We start from the raw sequence: 23,428 nt of genomic DNA, 5'->3' as shown, positions 1-23,428 counted from the left end.
GGCCGTTCAGGGGCGTCCGGGACCGACCAGCTCCTTGAGCACGTCCTCCATCGTCACCAGCCCGATGCCGCGCCCCGCGTCGTCCACGACCGCCGCCAGGTGGGCGCTGCCCGCCCGCATCGCGGTGAGGACGTCGTCCAGCGGGGTGGCGGCGCCGACGCGGGTGATGTGCCGCAGGGCGGTGCGCCGGAAGGGCGCGTCCCGCGGATCGGCGTCCAGGGCGTCCTTGACGTGCAGGTAGCCCAGGACCCGGCCGTCGGGGTCGGCGACCGGGAAGCGGGAGTAACCGGAGTCGGCGGCGAGCGCTTCCAGGCCCTCGGGCGTGATGCCCAGCGGCGCGCGTACCACCCGCTCGGGCGGCACCACGATCTCGCCGATCGGCCGCCTGCCCAGCTCCAGGGCGTCCCGCAGCCGCTCGGCGGCCCGCTCGTCGAGCAGCCCCGCCGCCCCGGCGTCCACCACCATCCGGGACAGCTCGTCGTCGGAGAAGACGGCCGCCACCTCGGAGCGCGGCTCCACCCGCAGCAGCCGCAGCAGCGTGTTGGCGAACGCGTTGATCGCGAAGATCACCGGCCGCAGCGCCCTGGTCAGCCCCACCAGCGGGGGGCCGAGGACCAGCGCGGACCGCACCGGATCGGCCAGCGCGATGTTCTTCGGCACCATCTCGCCGAACAGCATGTGCAGATACGTGGCCACGGCCAGCGCGATCACGAACGCGATGACGTGGATCGCGCCCTCCGGCACGTGCACGGCGTGGAACACCGGCTCCAGCAGGTGCGCGATGGCGGGCTCGGCGACGATACCGAGCACCAGCGTGCACACGGTGATGCCGAGCTGCGCCGCGGCCAGCAGCGGCGAGAGGTGTTCCAGACCCCACACCACGCTGCGGGCGCGGCGGTCGCCGCTCTCGGCGAGGGTTTCCACCTGGCCGCGGCGTACCGAGATCATGGCGAATTCGGCGCCGACGAAGAACGCGTTCACCACGAGGGTGAGCGCGCCGATGAGCAACTGGACGACGGTCATCGGTCACGTCTCCGCTCGGCCGTGCCCGCGGTGTCGCCGGGCGCGTTGCCGGGCGTGGTGCCCGCCGTGGCGCCGGGCGTGCCGCCCGCCGCCCTGTCCGCGGCGGCGGGGGCCCGGGCCGCCCGCGCGGGGGAGATCAGCCGGGCCCGCGACGCCCGGTGCCCGCTCGCGTCGGTGACCTCGATCCGCCAGCCGTCCAGCTCGAAGGCGTCGCCGCGCGCCGGGATACGGCCGAGGCGCTGGGCCACGAGACCGGCCAGCGTCTCGTACGGCCCGTCGGGGGCGTGCAGCCCGATCCGCTCCAACTGGTCCTCGGTACGGGTCGCGCCGTCCGCGTCGTAGATCCGCCGCCCGTCCGGCGCCTCCCGCAGGAAGAGCAGGTCGGGAAGCTCGTGCGGGTCGTGCTCGTCGCGGACCTCGCCGACGACCTCCTCCACGATGTCCTCCATGGTCACCACGCCCGCCGTGCCCCCGTACTCGTCGATCACCACGGCCATCGAGCGTCGTCCGCCCAGCCGGTCGAGCAGCCGGTCGACCGTCAGCGTCTCCGGGACCAGCAGCGGTTCGCGCAGCAGCTCGGTGACCGGCACGCGCGGGCGCCGGTCGGCGGGGACCGCGAGGACGTCCTTGATGTGGGCGGTGCCGATCACCGAGTCCAGGCTGCCGCGGTAGACGGGGAAGCGGGACAGGCCGGTCGCGCGGGTCGCGTTCGCCACGTCCTCGGCGGTGGCCTGCGCTTCGAGGGCGGTGACCTGGACGCGCGGCGTCATCACGTTCTCCGCGGTGAGCTCGGCGAGGTTGAGGGTACGGACGAACAGCTCGGCGGTGTCCGCCTCCAGCACACCCTCCTTGGCCGAGTGCCGGGCCAGCGCGGCCAGCTCCTGCGGGCCGCGCGCCGACGCCAGCTCCTCCGCGGGTTCGAGGCCCATCGCGCGCAGCACCCGGTTCGCGGTGTTGTTGAGGTGGTGGATCAGCGGGTGGAAGGCGGCGGTGAAGGCGCGCTGCGGCGCCGCCACGGCCTTGGCGACCGGCAGCGGAGTGGAGATCGCCCAGTTCTTCGGCACCAGCTCGCCGACCACCATCAGCGCCACCGTGGACAGGGCGGTGCCCAGCACCAGGGCGACGGAGGACGACGCCGAGTCCGGCAGCCCCGCGGCCCGCAGCGGCCCGCGCAGCAGCTCCGCGATCGAGCTCTTGGCGAGCATGCCGATGACCAGCCCCGTCACGGTGATGCCGAGCTGCGCGCCGGAGAGCTGCACGGTCAGTGTGCGGACGGCCGCCAGCGCCGCCGCGGCGCCGCGCTCGCCGTCCCGCGCCGCGCGCTCCAGCTCACCGCGCTCGATCGTGGTCAGGGAGAATTCGGCCGCGACGAAGACGCCGCAGGCGAGGGTGAGCAGTACGGCCACCAACAGCAGAAGTGTTTCAGTCATCCGGTCACCTCGGTCCCATGATCGGCCACGACCGGGCCGACCGCTCGGTATTGGCGGTCCGGGGCCGGCCCGGTCGTCGCTCGGTGAACCGTCATGAGGTGAGCGGCTTGGTCCACCGGCGCCAGCGGGACTCGCGGGTGTACCCGGCCGCTCTCCAGGCGTGCTGCGCCCGCTCGTTGCGTTCGAGCACCATCGCGTCGCCGCGCCTGCCGCCGAGCGCGGTGAAGCGGCGTTCGGCGGCGTCGAGCAGCGCGGTCGCTACGCCCTGACGCCGGGCGTCCGGGTGGACGGCGAGGCGGTAGAGGTGGCAGCGCCAGCCGTCGAAACCGGCGATGACCGTACCGACGAGGTCGCCGTCCCGCTCGGCGAGGAGCAGGGCGCCGGGGTCGCGGGCGATCAGTCGTTCCACTCCCGCCCGGTCGTCGCTGATGCTGGTGCCCTCGGCCGCGACCCGCCAGAAGGCGAGGACGGGCAGGGCGTCGGAGGGGGTGGCGGTCCGAAGGTGAAGATCGCTCATCACCGCAGCCAATCACCGCACCGATTTCCGGGTGGGGAATTCCGGCATGCGAGATGAATGTCGTTCATGCCCTGCCAACGGTCGAAGGCCCCGATCCGTCCCCGGGGGGCGCGGGAGGTTCCCGGCGTCGCCGCGGAAGGCGCCCTTGCCGCTACTAGCGCCACGGCGCTAGCGTGGACGCATGTCGAAGACCCAGTTGAACGTTCGGGTGGACGAAGCCACGGCCGAGACGGCCCGGCAGCGCGCGTCGCAGCGCGGTATCAGTGTGAACCGCTATATCGAGGAACTCGTCCAGCAGGACGAGGGCGAGAACGGCAAGGCATTCGTCGAGGCCGCCGCCGACTTCATGAAGCGTTACGAAGAGGTCTTCGCCGAGGAGTTCGGCACCCGGGCGGCCGCCCGGGGTGAAGGCGCGCGTTGACCCTCCGTATCGACCTCGCATGGCTGCTGATGGTCGCCGAGCACTACACGCCGGGCGACCCGCAGGTGACCGACTGGGGCGCGCTCGTCGCGGCCGTCAGCAGGCACGACGCGGAGATCTTCGGCACGCCCGTCTACACCGACACCCACACCCGCGCCGCCGCCATGCTCCAGTTGCTCGTGCACGTCCCGGCGCTGGAGGAGACGAACGCGCTGTTCGCCTCGGCCGTGGCCTACGCCTACCTCGTCGCCAGCCGCCTCACGCCCTCCATGACGCCGGAACAGGTACGTGACCTGGCCCGGCTGGTGAAGGACGGCTCGGCGCCGCTGGACCGGATAGCCGACGAGCTGCGCACCTGGACGACGGAGGCGGAGCTGGGCCCGGCCGGACAGGTCGGATAGCGGCGCGCTCGCGGTCGCCCGTACGTACGGCTGCGCCCGCTCGCGGTCGCCCGTACGTACGGCTGCGCCCTGTACGGCGATGCCCCGCGCGCCTACGCCTTGTACGGCGCCGGGGCGAAGACCTCCGCGAAGGCGGCCGCGTCCCAGGTGCCGCCGAGCTGCGGGGCCAGCCAGTCGGGGGCGGCGGTGCGGAAGGCGGCGGGGGACAGGGCGCCGGCGGCTTCCGGCAGCGCGCCGAGCAGCGGCGCCTGCGCGACCTCGGGCAGGTCCGCGATGTTGCAGCGCTCGGCCAGCTCCGGCTCGGCGCGCCAGCTTCCGATGATCACACCGATGCAGTCGACCTTGCGGGCGCTGAGAGCTTCGACGGTCAGCGCCGTGCTGTTGAGGGTGCCGAGCCCGGCCGGGGCGACCAGCAGCACACGCGCCCGCAGCAGCGCCGCCGCGTCGGCGAGGGTCGAGCCCTGCTCGTCGTAGCGGACCAGCAGCCCGCCCGCGCCCTCGACCAGCACGACGTCGTGCACCGCGGACAGTTTGGCCGCCGCCTCGGCGATGTCCTCGGGGCCCACCGGCCGCAGCCCGGCGCGGCGGGCCGCCGTCGCGGGCGCCAACGGCTCGGGGTAGCGGGCCAGTTCGGCCGCCGTCACCGGACCCGCGAGCCTGGCCACCTCCGCGGCGTCCCCCTGCTCGCCGTCCGCCACGCCCGTCTGGGCGGGCTTGAGCACGGCCACGCTCAGCCCCTGCGCGAGCGACGCGGCGGCCACGGCGGCGGTGGCCACCGTCTTGCCGACCTCGGTACCCGTTCCGGTGATGACCACGATGGCCATGGTGTCGCTCCGTTCCTCGTTGCCGTGCCATGTCATGTCGCCGTGCCGCTCCGGGCGCCGCGCGTGTGCCCGGAGCGTACGGTCCCGGCGCGCCTCGTACCCGTGCCGGGACCGCTCATTCCGCCCAATTGGTGACGAGCGCGGTCAGCTCGTACGACGTACGCCGTACGGCGCGCGATATGTCGGATGCCGTGCGCCTGCCGCCAAGGACGCGGTCCGGTCAGCCCGCGACGGCCGCGTCCCGTACCGCCGCGCAGATCCGCGCCACGTCGTCGTCGCCCGTCACATAGGGCGGCATCGTGTAGACGAGGTCGCGGAAGGGCCGCAGCCACACCCCGGCGCGCACCGCGGCGGCGGTGGCCGCCGCCATGTCGACCGGGTGGTCGAGCTGGACGACGCCGATCGCGCCGAGCACCCGCACATCGCGGACACCGGGCAGCGCGGCGACCCCGTCCAGGCCCTCGCGCAGCCCGGACTCGATGCGCTTGACCTCCAACGCCCAGTCGTGGTCGAGCAGCAGGTCGACGGAGGCGCAGGCGACGGCGGCGGCCAGCGGATTGCCCATGAAGGTCGGGCCGTGCGCCAGCACCGGCACCTCGCCGCGCGAGATGCCCTCGGCGACCTCGCCTGTGCACAGCGCCGCCGCCATCGTGAGATAGCCGCCGGTCAGCGCCTTGCCGACGCACATCACATCGGGGCAGACCCCGGCGTGCTCGGCCGCGAAGAGCGTGCCGGTGCGGCCGAAACCGGTGGCGATCTCGTCGAAGACCAGCAGGACGTCGTGTTCGTCGCACGCCTCCCGCAGCACCCGCAGGTACTCGGGGGAGTGGAAGGACATGCCGCCCGCGCCCTGCACCACCGGCTCGACGATGACGGCGGCCAGCTCGTCGGCGTGCCGTCCGATCAACTCCCGCAGATGCGCGGTGTACACGGCGTCGGGCGCCGCGTCGAAGCCGGGCGGCGGGGCGTCGGCGAAGATCTGCCGGGGCAGCACGCCCGACCACAGCTCGTGCATGCCGCCGTCCGGATCGCACACCGACATCGGCTGCCAGGTGTCCCCGTGGTAGCCGCCGCGCCAGGTCAGCAGCCGCTGCTTGCCCGGCCTGCCCAGCGAACGCCAGTACTGGAGGCACATCTTGATCGCGACCTCGACCGACACGGAACCCGAGTCGGCGAGGAAGACATGCCGCAGCGGCTCCGGCGTGATCTCCACCAGCTTGGCCGCGAGACGTACGGCGGGCTCGTGCGTGAGCCCGCCGAACATCACATGACTCATCCGGTCGAGCTGGGCGTGCGCCGCGTCGTCCAGCACGGGGTGCCGGTAGCCGTGGATCGCCGACCACCACGACGACATGCCGTCGACCAGTTCGGTACGGCCCTCGGCGGGCGCCGCGAGCCGCAGCCGTACGCCCGAGGCGGACGCGACGACAAGCGGCTCCTGACGGCCGGGCATCGGGCCGTACGGATGCCAGACGTGCTCCCGGTCCAGCGCCAGCAGCGTGTCCGGGTCGAGCGGCGCGTCGGGCGAGGGGCAGGGCTCAGGCATTGGGCGGCAGGTCCGTCCCCGCGCCGCGTCGCCGTACCGCCACCAGATCGGGGCGCGGGCCCTCGGCGCGTACCGGTTCCGTCCGCACCGTCTCGGTCCGCACGGGCGCCGCGCTCGCGGCGGGTGCCGCGTCCTCGGCGTGGCCGCAGGGGCCGCAGCCGCCTTCGTGCGAGCCGCACACGGAGCCGGAAGCGTGGGAACCGCAGCCGGTCGCCGCCTCCGCGACGTCGGCGCGGTGCGCGGGCAGCGTGGACGTCCCCGCGCCCTCCACCTCGAAGCCCGCGTCGGCGATCATGTCGAGGTCGGCCTGGCCCGCCTGGCCCTCGCTGGTCAGATAGTCGCCCAGGAAGATCGAGTTGACCAGGTGCAGGGCGAGCGGCTGCATCGTGCGCAGGTGCACCTCACGGCCGCCCGCGAGCCGTACCTCGACGTCCGGGCAGACGAACCGCGTCATCGCCAGGATGCGCAGGCAGCGCTGCGGGGTGAGATTCCACTCCTTGGCCAGCGGCGTGCCCTCGAACGGGATCAGGAAGTTCACCGGCACCGAGTCCGGGTCGAGCGCGCGCAGTGAGAACACCACGTCCACCAGGTCCGCGTCGCTCTCGCCCATACCCGCGATCAGCCCCGAGCACGCGGACAGCCCGGCGGCCTGCGCCTGCCGCACGGTGTCCACGCGGTCGGCGTAGGTGTGCGTCGTGGTGATGTCGCCGTAGGTGTTCTCGGAGGTGTTGAGGTTGTGGTTGTACGCGTCCGCGCCCGCCGTCCGCAGCCGCTCGGCCTGGCCGCCGGAGAGCAGGCCGAGGCAGGCGCACACCTCGACGTCCTCGTTCTGGTCCTTGATGGCCGCGATGGTCGCCGAGACCCGGTCCACGTCGCGGTCGGTGGGACCGCGCCCGCTCGCCACCAGGCACACCCGCTTGGCGCCGCCCGCCACCCCGGCGCGCGCCGCCGCGGCGGCCTCGTCGGGCTTGAGCCAGGTGTACTTGAGGATCTCGGCCTTCGAGCCGAGCCGCTGCGAACAGTACGAGCAGTCCTCGGGGCACAGCCCGGACTTGAGGTTGACCAGGTAGTTCAGCTTGACCCGGCGTCCGAACCACTGGCGGCGCACCTTGCCCGCGGCGGCCACCACGTCGAGCAGTTCGTCGTCGGAGGTCGCGAGGACGGCAAGCGCCTCGTCCCTGGTGGGCAGCTCGCGCCGCAGCCCCTTGTCCACGAGAGTGGTCAGCAGATCCATAGGGGCGATCCTCGCGCACGACGGCACCCGCGGCCAATGGCGGACCGCACAACTCGGGTGGCTACTGGTGTGTGCATCACCACACCCTGTGCATGTGTGCGGGCCAGTACGTTGCTGATGACGTCCGTGTGAGGGGGCGCGCGGCCCGACCAGAAGTGCCGCTGAACCGAAGTGCCACTGAAACGCTGAGCCGAAGAACCGCTGAGCCGAAAAGCCGCCGATCCGCCCGACCGGCTCGCGCACCGATCCGCCCGATCCACCCGATCCATTGACCCGCCGACCCCAGGGACACCCGTGAAGAGCACCGACCCCGCCGACCCGCACGCCTCCGCCGGGAGCGACACCGCCGACCCGTCAGGTCCCTTCGGCTGGATCGCGGAACAGGACCGGATCAGGCGCGAGGCCGGGCTCCGGCGGGAGTTGCGCCCCCGCCCGGCGGACTGGGAACTGCTCGACCTCGCGGGCAACGACTACCTCGGCCTGACCCGGCACCCCGAGGTCACGCAGGCGGGCGCCGACGCCTGCCTGCGCTGGGGCGCGGGCGCCACCGGCTCCCGGCTGGTCACCGGCAGCACCGCGCTGCACGCGGAACTCGAAGCGGAGATCGCCGACTTCACCGGCTTCGAGGCGGCCCTGGTCCTCGCCTCCGGCTACGCCGCCAACCTCGCCGCTGTCACCGCGCTGACCGGCCCCGACACCCTGCTGGTCTCCGACGCCGCCAACCACGCCTCACTGATCGACGGCTGCCGCCTGTCGCGCGCCACCACCGAAGTGGTGCCGCACGCCGACCCCGAGGCCGTACGCAAGGCGCTCGGCGCGCGGGCCCGGCGGGACGCCGACGCGTCCCGGTCCGGGGGAGCGTCCTCCGTCGTCGTCAGCGACTCGGTGTTCTCGGTGGACGGCGACGCGGCGCCGCTGCCCGCGCTCGCCGCGGCCTGCCGCGAGTACGGCGCCGCGCTGCTCGTCGACGACGCGCACGGCTTCGGCGTGCTGGGCGAGGGCGGGCGCGGCGCGCTCGCGGCGGCCGGACTCGCCGGAGCCCCCGACGTGGTGGGCACGGCGACGCTGTCGAAGGCGTTCGGCGCGCAGGGCGGTGTGGTACTCGGCCCCGCGGCCGTCATCGAGCACCTGGTCAACGCCGCCCGCACCTTCATCTTCGACACCGGTCTCGCCCCGGCCGCGGCGGGCGCCGCCCTCGGCGCGCTGCGGCTGCTGCGGCGCGAGCCGGAGCGCGCCGACCGCGCGTTGCACGTGGCCCGCGCCTTCCACCGGATGCTGACCGCCGCGGAGTTGGACGCGACCGCGCCCGACGCCTGTGTGGTGTCGGTGCGCGCGCCCTCGCCCGAGGCGGCCGTCGAGTGGGCGGCCCGGTGCCGGGCCGCGGGTCTGGCCGTCGGCTGCTTCCGGCCGCCGTCCGTCCCCGACGGGGTGTCCCGGCTGCGGCTGACCGCGCGCTGCGACCTGACGGACGCGCAGGTCGCGGGCGCGGTGGACGTCATCGTCCGTACGGCGCCGCGCGGTTGAGGGCGCGGCCCGCCGCCGTCCGTCCGCCGCAGGAACCGAACCGGTCCTACGCGGGGCCGAGGTCGTCCCGGCGCAGCGCCCCGACGAAGTGCGACCAGGCACCCGGTGGGAAGAGCAGCGCGGGCCCCTCCTGGTCCTTGGAATCGCGGACGGCGAGCAGCCCCGACGCCAGTCTCGCGGTCTCCACGCAGTTGTTCGCGGCGGTGCTGTGACTGCTCCTCCGCCATGTCACGCCGGAAATCGACGCGCTCGAGGAAACGTACCCGGACTGTGCCGCCATGGTGGCCTCCTTTATGCGCCTGCGAATCGCGACATCTCCCCGGCGATCTTACTGATCAACGCGACGGACTCGTCGCGAGGAAGGGCAATGTTGCTCAATCGGGTGAAAGCGGCGCCGTAAGCGGTGATGTCTTCTTTTCGATCGACGTAGAGACTACTCGTCAAATGATCGATAACAACCACGTCGAGATCAGCGATGCGCGGAAATGAGAAGATAACGAACGAACCCGTAACTCCTATGTGGCCCCCGGCGCCGAAGGGCAGCACCTGGAGCCGGATCTGCGGCAGCGCGGCGGCGCGTTCCAGTGACCGCAACTGATCGGACATGACCGCGGGGCCGCCGACCACGCGGCGCAGCACGGCCTCGTCCAGCACGGCCCACAGTTCCAGCGGCTCGTCCTGGCGCAGCACCGCCTGCCGGGCGATCCGCACGTCGACCAGTGCGCCGGCCTCGCTCCGGGTCAGATGCGGCATGACGTCGCGGGTGAGCGCCCGGGCGTAGGCGGGGGTCTGGAGCAGGCCGGGCACCACGCTGTTCTCCATCGAGCGGGCCCGGCTGGCACCCGCCTCCAGGCTGATGAAGTCGCGGTACTCCACGGGCAGTACGTCGCGGAAGTCCTGCCACCAGCCGCGCTGTCTGCCCTGACCTGCCAGCGTGCCCAGCAGGTCGCGCAGATCGCGGTCGCGCACCTCGTAGACGTCGAGCAGCACGTCGACGTCCTCGGCGCTGACGCTGCTGCGGCCGGTCTCGATACGGCTGACTTTCGACTGGTGCCAGCCGGCCGCCTCGGCGACCTGCTCGCTGGTCATTCCGGACAGGTCGCGGAGTCGGCGCAGTTCGCCGCCGAGCTTGCGTCGTCGTACGGCGGGGACCCGTTCCATGGCCTCTCGCACCTCCTGAAGTGAGGGATGCCGGTAGTCGGGCGGTCATTACGACAGTGTGCCGACCAAATGCGTATCCACGTAGCAGAGTTCACCGATTTGAGCGACAGATATATGCATTGCGCGGTGGACCGTCCGAAACGGCGGCACGATTAGTGGCAGTCTGGCGCGAACCAGCCACTTCCGGGCGTGGCCCGGAGAGCCCGCGCCGATACCCCGGTCCGCAGTGGGATGGGAAAGGAACGATGTCGCCATGGCAGATCTGCAGGAAGCTTCCGTCACTCTGCCGAGCGACCCTGCCTCGGTACCGGCGGCCCGGCGCTATGTCTGCGCCCGACTCGCCGAATGGGGACTGCCGTCGGACGCCCCCTCGGTCGACGCCGTGCGCCTGATCGTCTCCGAGCTGGCCACCAACGCGGTGCTGCACACCTCGGGAATGTCGCCGACCTTCACCGTGGACGTGCGTCTCGAACGGCAGGAGCAGTTGCTGATCGGCGTGACCGACAGCCACCCGCGCTGGCCCCAGCGGCTGCCCGCGGCGGTCCAGCAGGACAACGGGCGCGGGATGGTGATCATTCGGCATCTGGCGGCGGAGTCCGGCGGCAGGCTGCGGATCACGCCGACCGACGAGGGCGGCAAGACGGTCTGGATCACGATCCCCTGGGCGGTCCCGGTGGCCTGAGCGACGGGCGCTGTTCACGGGCGCGTCGGCGGCACCAGCAGCGCCTCTGCTCCGACCGGTGCGAAACCGGCGGCGAGGAAGGCCCGCACGCTCGCCGCGTTGCCCGGGGCGATCTGGGCCCACAACGCCGCGCCGTCCGGGACGAGATGACGGGCCGCGAGGGCGAGAAGGCGGCCGAGGCCCTTGCCGCGGGCGTCCGGGTCCACCTCGACGGCGGTCTCCCAACGGCCCGCCACACCGCGGCCGATGAGGACGGTGCCGCCGGGCGCGGTCCAGGCCCGCACGTCGTCGCGGTGCTGGAGCGCCCGCACGATCCGCGGATGGGAGCGGTCGGTGGTCTCGGTGAGGGGGAGCGGGGGCGGGCCCGGCAGCGGGGCGCCCAGGGCCAGCAGGTCGAGGTTGTTGACCACACGGCCGGTGCGGGCGCAAAGAGCGGTCAGGAAAGGCGGGTTGAGCGGAGCGGACAGGTCGTCGGGCGGGAGCAGGGCGCGGAGACCGGCACCGGTGCCTTCGGACGCCGGGCATTCGGCCGTACCCGCCGTATCCGCCGTACCCGCCGTACCCGCCGTACCCGCCGTCCCCGACGCGTCGGCGAAGACCACGGTGTGGGCGGTGAAGGCGATGACTCCGGCGTCGCGGGCCGACGGCTGGGCGACGAAGGTGACGGTCCCGTCGGCGGGCGGGAAGTCGCCTCGCGCGGCGGCGTCCAGCAGGGACCGCAGGGAGGGCCCGGCGCGGTGCGCCGCGGTGGTCGGCGAGCTCATCCGACCATCCTCTCAGCCGTCCCGTACGCGGCCGGACGCGCCTACGATCGGGTGACATGCGGCCGATCGCGGGGCCGGTCCCGCGAGTCTGTGCGTCATGATCAAGAACCGAGTCCGGTCGCTTCTCACGACCGGCGCGCTGACCCTGACCGCCGTACTCGCCGCGCAGACCGCGGCCACGTCGGAGACCGCGTCGGCCGTCGCCTCCGGACCCCTGTCCCCCGCGGCGCCCACCGCCCTGTCCGCGCCCTCCACGTCCCTCGTGCCCCGTCCCGCCCCCGCGGGCGACGACGGCTGGTGCCCGGTGGTCCACGACCCGCTGTTCGCCGCCGCCGACCGCAGCGTGGACGTCGAGCGCATCACCCCCGAGCCGTCCTACCGCCGCACGTGCGGGGAGCTGTTCCGCTCGGACGGCCGCGCCCCCGCCGTGGTCTTCCAGGAGGGCTTCCAGCCCAAGGCCGCGCAGGACGGGCAGTACGACCTCGCGGCGTACGTGCTGAAGAACCAGCCGTCGCCGTTCGTGAGCACCAGCTACGACCACGACCTCTACAAGCAGTGGAAGCCCGGCTTCAACTACTACGTGGACGCGCCCGGCGGCATCGACGTCAACGCCACGATCGGTGACACCCACAAGTGGGCCGACCAGCACGAGGTCGCCTTCCCCGGCGGCCTCGCCCGGCGCTTCATCGTCGGCGCCTGTCCCGTCGACAAGGCGACCAAGGACGAGGACCTGGCCGGCTGCGTACGCAACCCGTACTACGTCCCGTGGCGCGGGATTCCGGCGCCGCGTCCGCTCGCGCCGGTGCTGCTCCCGGCGGGCTGACCGTCCCCGATCCGGCCGGGGGAGCGGTACCCCCGGCCGGACCGGCCGTCCACGCCGCTGAAGGGGGTGCGGCGGGTCGCCCCCCGTCGCACCCGAGCCGCCGGCCCGCACTGTCCTACGGCTCCGGGCCGCTGTTCGGGCCGGACGACGGCCGGGCCGCGCGGCGGCGAGTGCCCACCGCTCCACGGACCGTATACGCCGTACGGGCGCGATACGCGGCGCGGCCGGAATCGGCCGTCCGGGTCACGCCACCCGCCCGTACCAGACGGCGCTGGTCCAGATCCTTTCCAGCCGGACCCTGGCGCCGGTCTTGGGGGCGTGCCAGATCCGGCCGCTCCCGGCGTAGATCCCGACGTGGTAAATGGACCGGCCGGTGTGGAAGAACACCAGGTCACCGACGCGGCGGGCGCCCGACGAGATGTGCCGGGTGCTGTTGTACTGGGCGGCGGCGGTACGCGGCAGCTTCTTGCCCGCGCGCTTGAACGAGTACAGCGTCAGCCCCGAGCAGTCGAAGCGGTTCGGGCCGGTGGCGCCCCACTGGTAGGGCGAGCCCTTCTTCGACGCCGCCACGTTCAGGGCCTTCACGCCCATCGTCGCGGCCTCGGCCTGCTGGGCGGTGCCCGGCAGCAGCGCGGGCAGTGCGACCGCTGTGGCGGTGAGCACGGAGGCCGTCCCGAGCCGGGACAGCCGTCCGGAGATGCACTTGAGCGCGAACATGCGCAACCCTTCGTCATCAGCCTCCGAAGGATGACCTGTCGGGTTCGGGCTGGCGAAGATGCCCGGCCGCGTGGTGCGGCTTCACCCCAAGGGACGGCTCCGGCGCTGTGCCGTGACCGACCCGTCGTACCTGGGTCCTCCGCTCCCGCCGGTGCACTCATGTCGACCTGACGTCCACGCGGCGGCGGGACTGGGCGTCCGCGTGGACCGCCCCGCCACGGCGGCGGGGGCTTGTCGTCACTACGGATGGTGACGCACAGAACCGGCCACAGCCGGGCGGGAAACGCGCGGTGTGAGTCAGGTCACGACTCACCTATTCGGGTGGACACCGGGGCGAATCACCCGGTCCGCGCCTCCGGTCGCATCATCTGACCTGCGGATATGTGACGGACGATGGGCGGTTTTGGCCGGTGCGCGCAATTCGGCCGGAGAGCATGAATCGGCGGTGAATACGCCGATGGGATGAGCCCCTTTGGTGCAGTGCCGACGGTTTCGAGCGCGCAGAGTGACCGCGCTCACACCTGGTCTGTGTCGGCGTGCCGCGCGAGCTCTCCGTCGGCGGACCGCACGAGGCTCACACCAACGGGCCGCACGGACCGCACGGGCCGCGCTGTCCGCACCAGCCTCACGCGGGCGGCGGTCCCGCGGCCGGATCGGGCGCCAGCGCCACCAGCCCCGACCGCCGCTCGCCGTCCAGCACCCGCAGGGCGCGGGCCAGCGTGGCGTGGTGCAGTTCGGTCTCGCCCCGCATGTGCATCACGGTCAGCGCGTCGCGCAGCGCGGTCGCCCGGCCCACCAGCGCCTGGGCGGCCCGCAGGGCGCTGTAGGTGTCGGCGGTGCGGGACGGATTGATCCGGCCGAGCAGATCGACGACCTCCAGGTAGGAGTCGATCAGCTCACCCTCGGAGCGGGTGAGCGCCGGAAGCGGCGGCAGTTCCGGGACCACCGCGGGTCACCGCAGGCCGTACGCGGGGCCGTTGGTCTTGCGGCTGGTGGTCAGCTTGTCCACCAGCCCGTAGGCGACGGCCTCTTCGCCGTCGAGGACCTTGTCCCGCTCGATATCGGTACGGATCCGCTCGATGTCCCGGCCGGTGTGCCGGGCCAGCAGCGTCTCCAACTGCTCGCGGGTGCGCAGCAGTTCGTTGGCCTGGATCTCCAGGTCCGAGATGGGCCCCTGGACCACCTCGCCGAGCGACGGCTGGTGGATCAGCACCCGCGCGCCCGGAGTGATCATGCGCTTGCCCGGCGCGCCCGCCGCCAGCAGCACGGCCGCGGCCGAGGCGGCCTGCCCGATGCAGACCGTCGCCACGTCGCAGGTGACGAACTGCATCGTGTCGTAGATGGCGGTCATCGCCGAGAACGAGCCGCCGGGCGAGTTGATGTAGAGGTTGATGTCCTGCTCGGGGGCGGCGTTCTCCAGGTGGATGAGCTGGGCCATCACGTCGTTCGCCGAGGTGTCGTCGACCTGGGTGCCCAGGAAGATGATCCGCTCCTGGAGCAGCTTGGAGTACGGGTCCATCGTGCGGACGCCGTTGCTGCTGCGTTCGGTGAACTCGGGCAGGACGTAGCGGGCGGTGGGACGGAACACGGCGTGCACCTCCGGGCGGATCTGGGCGCAGGAACTGGCCACAGGTCAAAATGTACAGGACGTACATCTCGTTATGATGGGGAGCATGACCCATGACGTCCCGGTGACACAAGCGCGTGCCGAGCTCGCGGAACTGATCAACCGCGTGGTCTACGGCGGCGAACAGGTGGTGCTGACCCGCCACGGCAAGCCCCTCGTCGCCCTGGTGTCCGCCGCTGACCTGCAACGACTGCGTGATCTCGACGAGCAGGCCGAGGAGCAGGTGATCAGTACGGTCTCCGCCGTCGGCTCCCGTACGTCCGCCACGGGCGAACGCCGACGGTTCGGCATCGCGGCCGAGCACCGGGGTCACCAGACCGGCGACCGTCGTCCATAACAGCGACCGCCGCCCGTAACAGGGGTTAACGCAGTCGAAACCGCGTCGAACTAATCTCGCGGGTTCTGACGACTGTGAGGTGTGGCTGTGCAGTTGACCCCCCACGAGCAGGAACGCCTGCTCATCCATGTCGCCGCGGACGTGGCGGCCAAGCGGCGCGCCCGCGGGCTGCGGCTCAACCACCCCGAGGCGGTCGCGCTCATCACCGCGCATCTGCTCGAAGGAGCCCGCGACGGCCGCGGCGTCTCGGAACTGATGGAGTCCGGGCGCACCGTGCTGACCCGCGCCGACGTCATGGACGGCATCCCCGAGATGATCCACGACGTGCAGGTCGAGGCCACGTTCCCCGACGGCACCAAGCTCGTCACCGTCCACCAGCCGATCGTCTGACGGGCAGGAGCGCCATGATCCCCGGAGAGATCCTCAGCGCGGACGCGCCCGTGCCGCTCAACGCGGGCCGTCCGGTGACCCGCCTCACCGTTCTCAACGCGGCCGACCGGCCCGTCCAGGTCGGCTCGCACTACCACTTCGCCGAGGCCAACCCCGGTCTGGAGTTCGACCGCGCCGCCGCCCGCGGACTGCGGCTGAACATCGCCGCGGGCACCGCCGTACGCTTCGAGCCCGGCATCCCCGCCGAGGTCGAACTCGTGCCGATCGCCGGACAGCGCGTCGTGGCCGGGCTGCGCGGCGAGACCGCGGGGGCGCTCGATGGCTGACCTCTCGCGGGCCGTATACGCCGACCTCTACGGCCCCACCACCGGGGACCGGGTCCGGCTGGCCGACACCGACCTGCTGATCGAGGTCGAACGCGACCTGGCGGGCGGGCCGGGACTCGCGGGCGACGAAGCCGTCTTCGGCGGCGGCAAGGTGATCCGCGAGTCGATGGGCCAGGCGCGGACCAGCCGCGCGGAGGGCGCGCCCGACACCGTCATCACCGGCGCCGTCGTCCTCGACCACTGGGGCGTGGTCAAGGCGGACATCGGTATCCGCGACGGCCGGATCACCGCGCTGGGCAAGGCGGGCAACCCCGAGACGATGGACGGCGTCCACTCCGACCTCGTCATCGGCCCCGAGACCGAGATCATCGCGGGCAACGGCAAAATCCTCACCGCGGGCACCATCGACGCGCACGTCCACTTCATCTCGCCGACGCTGCTGCCGCAGGCCCTGTCGGCGGGCGTCACCACCGTCATCGGCGGCGGCACGGGACCGGCCGAGGGCACCAAGGCGACCACCGTCACGCCCGGCGGCTGGCACCTGGCGCGGATGTTCGCGGGCCTGGAGGCGTACCCGGTCAACGTCGGGCTGCTCGGCAAGGGCAACACCGTCAACCAGCGGTCCATGCACGACCAACTGCGCTCCGGAGCCGTCGGGTTCAAGATCCACGAGGACTGGGGCGCCACCCCCGCCGCCATCGACGCCTGCCTGACGGTCTGTGAGCGGACCGGCGCCCAACTGGCCATCCACACCGACACGTTGAACGAGGCCGGATTCGTCGAGGACACCCTGGCCGCCATCGCGGGCCGGGGCATCCACGCCTACCACGCCGAAGGCGCGGGCGGCGGGCACGCGCCCGACATCATCACCGTGGTCTCGCAGCCGCACGTGCTGCCGTCCTCGACCAACCCGACCCGGCCGCACACCGTCAACACCGTCGAGGAGCACCTCGACATGCTGATGGTCTGCCACCACCTCAACCCGTCGGTCCCCGAGGACCTCGCCTTCGCCGAGTCCCGGATCCGCCCGTCGACCATCGCCGCCGAGGACGTCCTGCACGACCTCGGCGCGATCAGCATCATCAGCTCCGACTCACAGGCCATGGGCCGGATCGGCGAAGTCGCCCTGCGCACCTGGCAGACCGCGCATGTGATGAAGCGACGGCGCGGCGCGCTCCCCGGCGACGGCGCGGCCGACAACCACCGCGCCCGCCGCTATGTCGCCAAATACACCATCAACCCCGCGGTCGCGCAGGGCCTCGACCACGAGATCGGCTCCGTCGAGGCCGGGAAGCTCGCCGACCTGGTGCTGTGGGAACCGGCGTTCTTCGGCGTCAAGCCGCAACTCGTCATCAAAGGCGGCCAGATCGCCTACGCCCAGATGGGCGACGCCAACGCGTCCATCCCCACCCCCCAACCCGTGCTTCCCCGGCCGATGTTCGGCGCGGTCGGCGCCGCGCCCGCCGCCAACTCCGTCAACTTCGTCAACGAGGCGGCGCTGGAGGACGGCCTGCCCGAACGCCTCGGCCTCGGCAAGGAGTTCATGCCGATCCGCAGTACACGCGCCCTGACCAAGGCCGACATGCGGGAGAACGACGCGCTGCCGAGAGTCGAGGTCGAACCCGACACGTTCACCGTACGGATCGACGGCGAGGTCGTGGAGCCCGCGCCCGCGCCGGAACTCCCCATGTCCCAGCGGTACTTCCTCTTCTGAGACCATGACCCCGACGACACCGCCCCCTACGACCACGACACCGGCCGCGCGCGCCGCCCTGCTGCTGCTCGCCGACGGCCGCTTTCCGGCCGGCGGCCACGCGCACTCCGGCGGCGCGGAGGCCGCGGTCGCGGACGGCCGGGTGCGGGACGCGGCGACCCTGGCGGACTTCTGCCGGGGCCGTCTGCACACCACTGGACTGGTCGCCGCCGCACTGGCCGCGGCGGCGACCTTCGGCCTCGACCCGCTCGTCCTGGACGCGGCGGCCGACGCCCGCACCCCCTCGCCCGCCCTGCGCACCACCTCCCGCAAGCTCGGCCGCCAGCTCCTGCGCGCCGCCCGCGCCGCCTGGCCCGCCCCCGCGCTCGACCAGCTCGCCGCCGCCCGCCCGCGCGGCGCCCACCAGCCCGTCGTCCTCGGCGTCACCGCCCGCGCCGCCGGCCTGCTCCCGCAGGACGCGGCACACGTCGCCGCCTACGAGTCCGTCAGCGGGCCCGCGACCGCCGCCGTACGGCTGCTGAGCCTCGACCCCTTCCACGCCGCGGCCGTACTCGCCCGGCTGGCACCGTGCGTCGACGAGGCGGCCGCCGCGGCGGCGCTCGCCGCCGAACGCGCCCTCGCCGAAGGCCCGGACGTGCTGCCCGCCGCGTCCGCGCCGCTGCTCGACCTTGCCGCGCAGGACCACGCCGCCTGGCCCGTACGCCTCTTCGCCTCCTGACCCGCCTCCCGATCCGCCTCCCGATCCGCAGCCTCATCCCCCGCCCGGTTCCGAACGCCGTCCGCACCAACGGAGTTGACCATGCATCTCGACCACCCCGAGACCTTCCCCGAGCGGTACGCGCACTCCTCGCCTGCCGTCCGCGCCGACGGAAGGCGGCGCGCGCTGCGGATCGGGCTCGGCGGCCCGGTCGGGTCCGGCAAGACCGCGACCGTCGCGGCGCTGTGCCGCAGACTGCGCGACGACCTGTCGATCGCCGTGGTCACCAATGACATCTACACGCGCGAGGACGCCGAATTCCTGCTGCGCAACGCGGTGCTGCCCGCCGAACGGATCGCCGCCGTGGAGACCGGCGCGTGCCCGCACACCGCGATCCGGGACGACATCTCCGCGAATCTCGAAGCCGTCGAGGACCTGGAGGACGCGGTCGGCCCGCTCGACCTCATCCTCGTCGAGTCCGGCGGCGACAATCTGACCGCCACTTTCTCCAAGGGACTGGTGGACGCGCAGATCTTCGTCATCGACGTGGCGGGCGGCGACGACATCCCCCGCAAGGGCGGCCCCGGCGTCACCACCGCCGACCTCCTCGTGATCAACAAGACCGACCTCGCCCCCTACGTCGGAGCCGACCTCACCCGCATGTCCCGCGACGCCGCCGCCCAGCGCGGCGACCTGCCGGTCGTCCTCACCTCCGTCGCCGCCCCCGACGGCGTCGCCCCGGTCGCCGCCTGGGTGGGCGACCGCCTGGCCGCCTGGGCCGCCGTCCCCGCGACGACGGCGTGAACGACGTGGCGGTCCGCGACACCGCGCACGGCGTCGTCGCCACGGCGCGGATCGTCGCCGCCCCCGACGGGCACGGCGGTACGGCGCTGCCCGTGCTGGCCGGTGACGGACCGCTGGCGCTGCGGCGCAGCCGGATCGTCGGCGGCGCCGACGGCGAAGGGGCCGGGGTGATGGTGGTCGGCGCGATGAGCGCGCCGCTCGGCGGCGACCGGCTGCGGATCGAGGCGGAGGTGGGGCAGGGCGCGCGGCTCGCGGTGGGGTCCGCCGCGGCCACGGTGTCCCTGCCGGGGCGGGACGGCGGGCGGGCGACGTACGACGTGCGGCTGACCGTACGGGCCGGTGGCGCGCTGCGCTGGCTGCCCGAGCCGGTGATCGCCGCCCACCGCAGCGACCTGCGGATGACCACCCGCGTGGACCTCGGCCCCGGCGCGCGCCTCCTGCTGCGGGACGAACAGATCCTCGGCCGCCACGCGGAACCCCCCGGCCACCTCAGCACCCGGCTGACCGCCCACCTCGACGGCCGCCCGCTCCTGGACCAGGAACTCCGCTTCGGCCCTGGCGCCCCCACCGGCTGGGACGGCCCGGCCGTCCTCGGCCGCTACCGGGCCGTCGGCCAACTCCTGCTGATCGAAACAGGCTTCGCCGACCTCCCGGCCGTCGCCCGCACGCTGCCCGCCGACCCCGCCGAAGGCCGGGCGGCCGTCACCCCGCTCGCGGGCCCCGCCGCGTTGATCACCGCGGTGGCCGCGGACGGCCTGCGCCTGCGCCGTCTGCTGGACGCCGGTCTGGCGGCCGTCCGGGCCGCAAGCGCCCCGGCCTACTAGAGCCTGTCCGGCGGATCACGAACGGCCCCTTCGGTGCCTGGCACGCCCGCCCGTCGCGTTGCCCGGAGCGCGACCAGCGCAGGCCCGGGGAAACGGCCGTCACCCGTGCGGCGGCAGCCACCTCACGCCCAACTCGTCCGCAGAATCACACTTTGATGAAGAATCACCCGCCTGGCCTGTTCACAGGCGACTCACAGGGGAAAGGATTCGCTCCGCAGCATCTGTGACCACCGTGGCCACAAGCCACGGACCAGGAGGGGAGTTTCCGCCTTGAGACGCACGATCGTGCTCGTCTCCACCGGCGCCCTGATCGCGGGCGCCATCGCAGCCGCCCCGGCGGCCACCGCACAGTCGCACGACCAGCCGTCGAGATCGGCGCGGTCCGTCACCGTACCCGAGTCCGTCGGCGTGGTGATCGCCGCCGCGAACGCCGCCCGCAAGGGCATCGACTGGGCTGCCTGCCCGGCGAGTTGGAACATTCCATCGCCGATCACCTGCGGCTATGTGACCGTGCCCGTCGACTACGGCAAGCCGTTCGGCGCGACCGTCAAGCTGGCCGTGGACCGGGCGGGCAACACCGGTACCCCGGCCGAACGGCAGGGCGCGCTGATCTACAACCCGGGCGGTCCCGGCGGTTCGGGACTGCGCTTCCCGGTCCGGGTCACCACCTCCTCCGCGCTGTGGGTCAAGACGGCGAAGGCGTACGACTTCGTGGGCTTCGACCCGCGCGGCGTCGGCCACTCCGCCCCGATCTCCTGCGAGGACCCGCAGGAGTACGTGAAAGCCCCCAAGGCCGACCCGGTGCCGGACAGCGAGGCTGACAAGCTCGCACAGCGCAAGCTCGCCGCCGAGTACGCCGACGGCTGCCTGGAGCGCACCGGCGCGCGGACGCTCTCCCAGATGACCACGCTGAACACCGCCCGCGACCTGGACGTCATCCGCGCCGCGCTGCACGAGAAGAAGCTCAACTACCTGGGCGTCTCCTACGGCACGTACCTCGGCGCGGTCTACGCGACGCTCTTCCCGACGCACGTGCGCCGGTTGATCGTGGACAGCGTCGTCAACCCGGCGCGGGACCAGATCTGGTACCGGAACAACCTGGACCAGGACGTGGCCTTCCAGGGCCGCTGGGACGACTGGGAGGCGTGGGTCGCGACGTACGACTCCGTCTACCACCTCGGCGACACGCCCGCGAAGGTCGAGCAGAAGTGGCTCGCGCTGCGCGCCGCCGCCAAGAGCCACCCGATCGGCGGCGTCGTCGGGCCGAACGAACTCCTCGGCTTCTTCCAGAACGCGCCCTACTACGACTCGACGTGGGCCACGGTCGCGGGCGTCTGGAGCCGCTACGAGGCGGGTGACACCCAGGCGCTGCTCGACGCGGCGGCGCCCGACCTGTCCGACACCGCGGGCAACATCTCGGCCGAGAACAGCAACGCCGTGTACACCGCGGTGGAGTGCACCGACGCCAAGTGGCCCACGAATTGGCGCACATGGGACCGGGACAACACCGCGCTGCACGCCAAGTACCCCTTCCTGACGTGGGAGAACGCCTGGCTGAACCTGCCGTGCGCCACCTGGGGCGTCAAGCAGCAGCGCCCGGTGGACGTCCGCTCGCACCACGGGCTGCCCGCCGTGCTGATCGTGCAGAGCACCAGGGACGCGGCGACCCCCTACACCGGGGCGCTCGAACTCCACCGCCGCCTGGCGGGCTCCCGCTTGATCACCGAGAAGGACGCGGGCTCGCACGGCGTCACCAACCTGGTGAACCCGTGCATCAACTCCCGTGTCGAGAGCTATCTGTTGACGGGCACGGTCGACGCCCACGACGTGGTGTGCGGACCCCACGCCGCACCCGTCCCCGCCGCGCCCTAGGGCGCGGAACCGGCGAGACCGCGTACGGGCGGTCCACCCACCTTCACGGTGCGGTGGGCCGCCCGCCGCGCGTCCGGCGTGACGGCCGCGCCGACACGGGGCGACGACGACCGCGGTACGGCTACGGCCGCTTCGCGGCGGTGTCGGTGAAGGCGGCGGCGAAGGCCGCACGGGTGGGGGAGGCCCCGCGCCGGTCCAGGACCGCGAAGACGGCCTGGTCGAAGGCGCCCACGAAGCGGCCGTCGCCGGTCAGCAGCCGGGCGAAGGCGGCGGCCACCCGCGCCGGGTCGTTCATGAAGACCCCGCAGCCCCAGGCGCCCAGCACCAGCCGCCGGTAGCCGTGTACGGCGGCCACCTCCAGGACCCGCTCGGCGCGCGCGTCGAGGGCCGCTCCGACGAGGGGCACGCGCTCGGGCGTCGTGCGCGCGATGACCCCGGCGTTCGGCGCGGGCGAGGTCAGGAAGCCGACGGTGTACGGCACGTCGAGCAGCGTGCCGCTGTCGTCGCGGAAGACCGGCACGGCGGGGGAGTGGATGACGCGGTCGCTGTAGAAGACATCGGTGTCCGCCCGGTGGTGGGCGTAGAACTCGGGTGCGCGCAGCAGACAGGTGTAGAGCGCGGAGGAACGGCACAGCGCCTCCTCCTGCGCCTGCGCTCCCTTGACGTAACCGCCGCCGGGGTTGCGTGCGGAGGCGAAGTTGAGCACGGCCACCGCGCCGCCCGCGGCGTCTGCCGCGACCAGCCTGGCCGCCGCCTCCATGCTGCTCTCCGGCGTCACCTCGCAGCGCACGGGCCCGTCGCCCCACGCTCCCTCGCCGGGGACCGCGACCGGCGCGGGGCCGTACATCCGGGTCCCCTCGGCCGCCGCCGCGACGGCCTCGCCGAGCGGGACGTACCGTCCGGCCGGGGAGTCGTACCCGCCCTCCGCCGCGATCCGCTGATTCTCCGTGGCGATGTTCCGCAGACGAGCACTCATGCCCAGGACGGTAGGGCGTGTACGGGCTCCGGCGCGAGTGAATTCGGGCGGTCGCGGCGGCCGTCGGCCGATCCGTACGGGCTGATCCCGGACTTCGTACGGCTTCGTCCGGCCTTCCGGCCGGCTTCTTGCGGGCGGCGGTAGACGCGATATATCGTGAGTCGCGTTCCGTTTCCCTGGGAGGTAGTGCCGTGTCCGAGCTGTCCCCGAAGGCGCGTTCCGGCGAGCCGAGGATGCGGGCGTCCGACGACGAGCGCGACCGTACGGCGGCGCTGCTGGCGGAGGCATTCGCCGCGGGCCGGCTGACCGCCGAGGAGCACGCCGAGCGGATGGAGGCGGCCTACGCCGCCAGGACCCGCGGCGACTTGGCGCCGCTCACCGCCGACCTGCCCGCCCCCGCGCCCGGCGCCCCGCTCGCCTCACCCGCCGACAACGAGGCGGTGCGGGCGCTGTTCAGCAAGGTCCGCCGCTCGGGCCAGTGGCCGGTGCCGCCGCACACCGTCGTACGGGCCAGCTTCGGCGCCGTCGTGATCGACCTGCGGCAGGCGGTGTTCACCCGCCGCGAGGTGGTCATCCAGGCCGACTCCTTCTTCGGCAAGGTCGAGGTCATCGTCCCCGACCACGCGCAGGTCTACGACGTCGGCACGGCGCTGTTCGGCAAGCGCTCCCAGCACGGCCGCCGCAGCGACAAGAGCGGCGTGGACGGACCGGTCGTACGGATCACCGGACGCTCCGTCTTCGGCCACGTCCGGGTGATGCGCCGCTTCAAGTGGCCCTGGCGGGACGGCCGCTGA

The 23,428-nt window shown here is 73.0% G+C and carries 27 protein-coding genes and 1 riboswitch; of the genes, 14 read left to right on the top strand and 13 right to left on the bottom strand.

What is annotated here, in order from left to right; all coding sequences use genetic code 11:
- Positions 1–6: 6 nt before the first annotated feature.
- The 3 genes from ACZ37P_RS25275 to ACZ37P_RS25265 form a co-directional block, all read right to left on the bottom strand.
- Positions 7–1,023: a hemolysin family protein gene (locus ACZ37P_RS25275; protein ID WP_355341220.1), complete on the bottom strand. Its 1,017-nt coding sequence runs from the start codon at positions 1,021–1,023 to the stop codon at positions 7–9.
- The gene (locus tag ACZ37P_RS25270) at positions 1,020–2,453 is read right to left on the bottom strand and encodes a hemolysin family protein (RefSeq protein WP_467348716.1); all 1,434 of its coding nucleotides are present in this window, start codon (positions 2,451–2,453) and stop codon (positions 1,020–1,022) included. Before ACZ37P_RS25270 ends, ACZ37P_RS25275 begins: the two co-directional genes overlap by 4 nt.
- Positions 2,454–2,544: 91 nt before the next feature.
- The gene (locus ACZ37P_RS25265) at positions 2,545–2,970 is read right to left on the bottom strand and encodes a GNAT family N-acetyltransferase (RefSeq protein ID WP_355341214.1); all 426 of its coding nucleotides are present in this window, start codon (positions 2,968–2,970) and stop codon (positions 2,545–2,547) included.
- 181 nt (positions 2,971–3,151) lie between these two features.
- On the opposite strand from ACZ37P_RS25265, the gene ACZ37P_RS25260 reads away from it, so the two are divergent.
- Positions 3,152–3,391, top strand: coding sequence for an antitoxin (locus ACZ37P_RS25260; protein WP_355341211.1), 240 nt, complete (start codon positions 3,152–3,154; stop codon positions 3,389–3,391).
- Positions 3,388–3,792, top strand: coding sequence for a fic family toxin-antitoxin system, toxin component (locus ACZ37P_RS25255; RefSeq protein WP_401721914.1), 405 nt, complete (start codon positions 3,388–3,390; stop codon positions 3,790–3,792). The genes ACZ37P_RS25260 and ACZ37P_RS25255 overlap by 4 nt, the downstream gene beginning before the upstream one ends.
- Before the next feature lie 92 nt (positions 3,793–3,884).
- Here the strand turns inward: ACZ37P_RS25255 and bioD are convergent, their stop codons facing one another.
- The 3 genes from bioD to bioB form a co-directional block, all read right to left on the bottom strand.
- On the bottom strand, positions 3,885–4,616 hold the full coding sequence (gene bioD / locus ACZ37P_RS25250) for a dethiobiotin synthase (protein WP_355341205.1): 732 nt from the start codon (positions 4,614–4,616) through the stop codon (positions 3,885–3,887).
- A 220-nt stretch (positions 4,617–4,836) separates the two neighbouring features.
- The gene (locus ACZ37P_RS25245) at positions 4,837–6,162 is read right to left on the bottom strand and encodes an adenosylmethionine--8-amino-7-oxononanoate transaminase (RefSeq protein WP_355341202.1); all 1,326 of its coding nucleotides are present in this window, start codon (positions 6,160–6,162) and stop codon (positions 4,837–4,839) included.
- Positions 6,155–7,396 carry a biotin synthase BioB gene (bioB, locus tag ACZ37P_RS25240; protein ID WP_402711953.1) on the bottom strand — a complete coding sequence of 414 codons (1,242 nt, stop codon included), beginning with the start codon at positions 7,394–7,396 and terminating at the stop codon, positions 6,155–6,157. The genes ACZ37P_RS25245 and bioB overlap by 8 nt, the downstream gene beginning before the upstream one ends.
- Positions 7,397–7,690: 294 nt before the next feature.
- On the opposite strand from bioB, the gene ACZ37P_RS25235 reads away from it, so the two are divergent.
- Positions 7,691–8,920, top strand: coding sequence for an 8-amino-7-oxononanoate synthase (locus tag ACZ37P_RS25235; protein WP_391161982.1), 1,230 nt, complete (start codon positions 7,691–7,693; stop codon positions 8,918–8,920).
- Between the two features lie 46 nt (positions 8,921–8,966).
- Here ACZ37P_RS25235 and ACZ37P_RS25230 read toward each other — a convergent pair whose 3' ends face one another.
- Positions 8,967–9,200 carry a DUF397 domain-containing protein gene (locus ACZ37P_RS25230; RefSeq protein WP_355341196.1) on the bottom strand — a complete coding sequence of 78 codons (234 nt, stop codon included), beginning with the start codon at positions 9,198–9,200 and terminating at the stop codon, positions 8,967–8,969.
- 11 nt (positions 9,201–9,211) lie between these two features.
- On the bottom strand, positions 9,212–10,081 hold the full coding sequence (locus ACZ37P_RS25225; protein WP_355341193.1) for a helix-turn-helix domain-containing protein: 870 nt from the start codon (positions 10,079–10,081) through the stop codon (positions 9,212–9,214).
- A 253-nt stretch (positions 10,082–10,334) separates the two neighbouring features.
- Between ACZ37P_RS25225 and ACZ37P_RS25220 the strand changes: the two genes are divergently transcribed.
- Positions 10,335–10,763, top strand: a complete 429-nt coding sequence (locus ACZ37P_RS25220; protein WP_355341190.1) for an ATP-binding protein — start codon at positions 10,335–10,337, stop codon at positions 10,761–10,763.
- A gap of 14 nt (positions 10,764–10,777) precedes the next feature.
- Here the strand turns inward: ACZ37P_RS25220 and ACZ37P_RS25215 are convergent, their stop codons facing one another.
- Positions 10,778–11,527 (bottom strand): GNAT family N-acetyltransferase, encoded by a 750-nt coding sequence (locus ACZ37P_RS25215; RefSeq protein WP_467348712.1) that lies wholly within the window; start codon positions 11,525–11,527, stop codon positions 10,778–10,780.
- A gap of 97 nt (positions 11,528–11,624) precedes the next feature.
- On the opposite strand from ACZ37P_RS25215, the gene ACZ37P_RS25210 reads away from it, so the two are divergent.
- On the top strand, positions 11,625–12,350 hold the full coding sequence (locus ACZ37P_RS25210; RefSeq protein ID WP_391045140.1) for an ADP-ribosyltransferase: 726 nt from the start codon (positions 11,625–11,627) through the stop codon (positions 12,348–12,350).
- 243 nt (positions 12,351–12,593) lie between these two features.
- Here ACZ37P_RS25210 and ACZ37P_RS25205 read toward each other — a convergent pair whose 3' ends face one another.
- The 3 genes from ACZ37P_RS25205 to ACZ37P_RS25195 all read right to left on the bottom strand — a co-directional run bounded on the left by ACZ37P_RS25205 (position 12,594) and on the right by ACZ37P_RS25195 (position 14,655).
- Entirely contained in the window at positions 12,594–13,067 is a 474-nt protein-coding gene (locus ACZ37P_RS25205; protein ID WP_355341181.1) for a C40 family peptidase, read from the bottom strand.
- 3 nt (positions 13,068–13,070) lie between these two features.
- Positions 13,071–13,199: riboswitch (cyclic di-AMP (ydaO/yuaA leader) on the bottom strand.
- Positions 13,200–13,692: 493 nt separating this feature from the next.
- A complete protein-coding gene (locus tag ACZ37P_RS25200; RefSeq protein WP_188285530.1) occupies positions 13,693–14,013 on the bottom strand; it encodes a hypothetical protein in 321 nt (106 codons plus the stop codon).
- A gap of 6 nt (positions 14,014–14,019) precedes the next feature.
- Entirely contained in the window at positions 14,020–14,655 is a 636-nt protein-coding gene (locus ACZ37P_RS25195) for an ATP-dependent Clp protease proteolytic subunit (RefSeq protein ID WP_188285535.1), read from the bottom strand.
- An 85-nt stretch (positions 14,656–14,740) separates the two neighbouring features.
- Between ACZ37P_RS25195 and ACZ37P_RS25190 the strand changes: the two genes are divergently transcribed.
- The 8 genes from ACZ37P_RS25190 to ACZ37P_RS25155 all read left to right on the top strand — a co-directional run bounded on the left by ACZ37P_RS25190 (position 14,741) and on the right by ACZ37P_RS25155 (position 21,658).
- Positions 14,741–15,031: a type II toxin-antitoxin system Phd/YefM family antitoxin gene (locus tag ACZ37P_RS25190; RefSeq protein ID WP_188285531.1), complete on the top strand. Its 291-nt coding sequence runs from the start codon at positions 14,741–14,743 to the stop codon at positions 15,029–15,031.
- 87 nt (positions 15,032–15,118) lie between these two features.
- Positions 15,119–15,421 (top strand): urease subunit gamma, encoded by a 303-nt coding sequence (locus ACZ37P_RS25185; protein WP_355341177.1) that lies wholly within the window; start codon positions 15,119–15,121, stop codon positions 15,419–15,421.
- A gap of 14 nt (positions 15,422–15,435) precedes the next feature.
- Positions 15,436–15,747: an urease subunit beta gene (locus tag ACZ37P_RS25180; RefSeq protein WP_355341174.1), complete on the top strand. Its 312-nt coding sequence runs from the start codon at positions 15,436–15,438 to the stop codon at positions 15,745–15,747.
- Positions 15,740–17,461 (top strand): urease subunit alpha, encoded by a 1,722-nt coding sequence (locus ACZ37P_RS25175; RefSeq protein ID WP_467348709.1) that lies wholly within the window; start codon positions 15,740–15,742, stop codon positions 17,459–17,461. The genes ACZ37P_RS25180 and ACZ37P_RS25175 overlap by 8 nt, the downstream gene beginning before the upstream one ends.
- A gap of 4 nt (positions 17,462–17,465) precedes the next feature.
- Positions 17,466–18,179, top strand: a complete 714-nt coding sequence (locus tag ACZ37P_RS25170) for an urease accessory protein UreF (protein ID WP_355341168.1) — start codon at positions 17,466–17,468, stop codon at positions 18,177–18,179.
- Positions 18,180–18,260: 81 nt separating this feature from the next.
- Positions 18,261–18,962, top strand: coding sequence for an urease accessory protein UreG (gene ureG / locus ACZ37P_RS25165; RefSeq protein ID WP_188282479.1), 702 nt, complete (start codon positions 18,261–18,263; stop codon positions 18,960–18,962).
- Complete coding sequence (locus ACZ37P_RS25160) at positions 18,959–19,786, top strand: urease accessory protein UreD (protein WP_467348708.1); 828 nt, start codon at positions 18,959–18,961, stop codon at positions 19,784–19,786. Before ureG ends, ACZ37P_RS25160 begins: the two co-directional genes overlap by 4 nt.
- Positions 19,787–20,056: 270 nt before the next feature.
- Positions 20,057–21,658, top strand: a complete 1,602-nt coding sequence (locus ACZ37P_RS25155; RefSeq protein WP_467348707.1) for an alpha/beta hydrolase — start codon at positions 20,057–20,059, stop codon at positions 21,656–21,658.
- 121 nt (positions 21,659–21,779) lie between these two features.
- On the opposite strand, the gene ACZ37P_RS25150 is transcribed toward ACZ37P_RS25155, so the two are convergent.
- The gene (locus ACZ37P_RS25150; RefSeq protein WP_467348706.1) at positions 21,780–22,634 is read right to left on the bottom strand and encodes a TIGR02452 family protein; all 855 of its coding nucleotides are present in this window, start codon (positions 22,632–22,634) and stop codon (positions 21,780–21,782) included.
- 191 nt (positions 22,635–22,825) lie between these two features.
- Here ACZ37P_RS25150 and ACZ37P_RS25145 point away from each other — a divergent pair, with 191 nt between their 5' ends.
- A complete protein-coding gene (locus ACZ37P_RS25145) occupies positions 22,826–23,428 on the top strand; it encodes a DUF1707 SHOCT-like domain-containing protein (protein ID WP_355341153.1) in 603 nt (200 codons plus the stop codon).

This window comes from Streptomyces sp. NPDC024632 (genome assembly GCF_055559175.1).
This window is presented reverse-complemented; position numbering and strand designations above follow the sequence as displayed.

What these genes read in the sequence shown, in the direction of transcription:
- ACZ37P_RS25275 (WP_355341220.1), bottom strand. Translation starts at nt 1,023, where the DNA reads ATGACCGTCGTCCAGTTGCTCATCGGCGCGCTCACCCTCGTGGTGAAC.
- ACZ37P_RS25270 (WP_467348716.1), bottom strand. Translation starts at nt 2,453, where the DNA reads ATGACTGAAACACTTCTGCTGTTGGTGGCCGTACTGCTCACCCTCGCC.
- ACZ37P_RS25265 (WP_355341214.1), bottom strand. Translation starts at nt 2,970, where the DNA reads ATGAGCGATCTTCACCTTCGGACCGCCACCCCCTCCGACGCCCTGCCC.
- ACZ37P_RS25260 (WP_355341211.1), top strand. Translation starts at nt 3,152, where the DNA reads ATGTCGAAGACCCAGTTGAACGTTCGGGTGGACGAAGCCACGGCCGAG.
- bioD (WP_355341205.1), bottom strand. Translation starts at nt 4,616, where the DNA reads ATGGCCATCGTGGTCATCACCGGAACGGGTACCGAGGTCGGCAAGACG.
- ACZ37P_RS25245 (WP_355341202.1), bottom strand. Translation starts at nt 6,162, where the DNA reads ATGCCTGAGCCCTGCCCCTCGCCCGACGCGCCGCTCGACCCGGACACG.
- bioB (WP_402711953.1), bottom strand. Translation starts at nt 7,396, where the DNA reads ATGGATCTGCTGACCACTCTCGTGGACAAGGGGCTGCGGCGCGAGCTG.
- ACZ37P_RS25230 (WP_355341196.1), bottom strand. Translation starts at nt 9,200, where the DNA reads ATGGCGGCACAGTCCGGGTACGTTTCCTCGAGCGCGTCGATTTCCGGC.
- ACZ37P_RS25225 (WP_355341193.1), bottom strand. Translation starts at nt 10,081, where the DNA reads ATGGAACGGGTCCCCGCCGTACGACGACGCAAGCTCGGCGGCGAACTG.
- ACZ37P_RS25220 (WP_355341190.1), top strand. Translation starts at nt 10,335, where the DNA reads ATGGCAGATCTGCAGGAAGCTTCCGTCACTCTGCCGAGCGACCCTGCC.
- ACZ37P_RS25215 (WP_467348712.1), bottom strand. Translation starts at nt 11,527, where the DNA reads ATGAGCTCGCCGACCACCGCGGCGCACCGCGCCGGGCCCTCCCTGCGG.
- ACZ37P_RS25210 (WP_391045140.1), top strand. Translation starts at nt 11,625, where the DNA reads ATGATCAAGAACCGAGTCCGGTCGCTTCTCACGACCGGCGCGCTGACC.
- ACZ37P_RS25205 (WP_355341181.1), bottom strand. Translation starts at nt 13,067, where the DNA reads ATGTTCGCGCTCAAGTGCATCTCCGGACGGCTGTCCCGGCTCGGGACG.
- ACZ37P_RS25190 (WP_188285531.1), top strand. Translation starts at nt 14,741, where the DNA reads ATGACCCATGACGTCCCGGTGACACAAGCGCGTGCCGAGCTCGCGGAA.
- ACZ37P_RS25180 (WP_355341174.1), top strand. Translation starts at nt 15,436, where the DNA reads ATGATCCCCGGAGAGATCCTCAGCGCGGACGCGCCCGTGCCGCTCAAC.
- ACZ37P_RS25175 (WP_467348709.1), top strand. Translation starts at nt 15,740, where the DNA reads ATGGCTGACCTCTCGCGGGCCGTATACGCCGACCTCTACGGCCCCACC.
- ACZ37P_RS25170 (WP_355341168.1), top strand. Translation starts at nt 17,466, where the DNA reads ATGACCCCGACGACACCGCCCCCTACGACCACGACACCGGCCGCGCGC.
- ureG (WP_188282479.1), top strand. Translation starts at nt 18,261, where the DNA reads ATGCATCTCGACCACCCCGAGACCTTCCCCGAGCGGTACGCGCACTCC.
- ACZ37P_RS25150 (WP_467348706.1), bottom strand. Translation starts at nt 22,634, where the DNA reads ATGAGTGCTCGTCTGCGGAACATCGCCACGGAGAATCAGCGGATCGCG.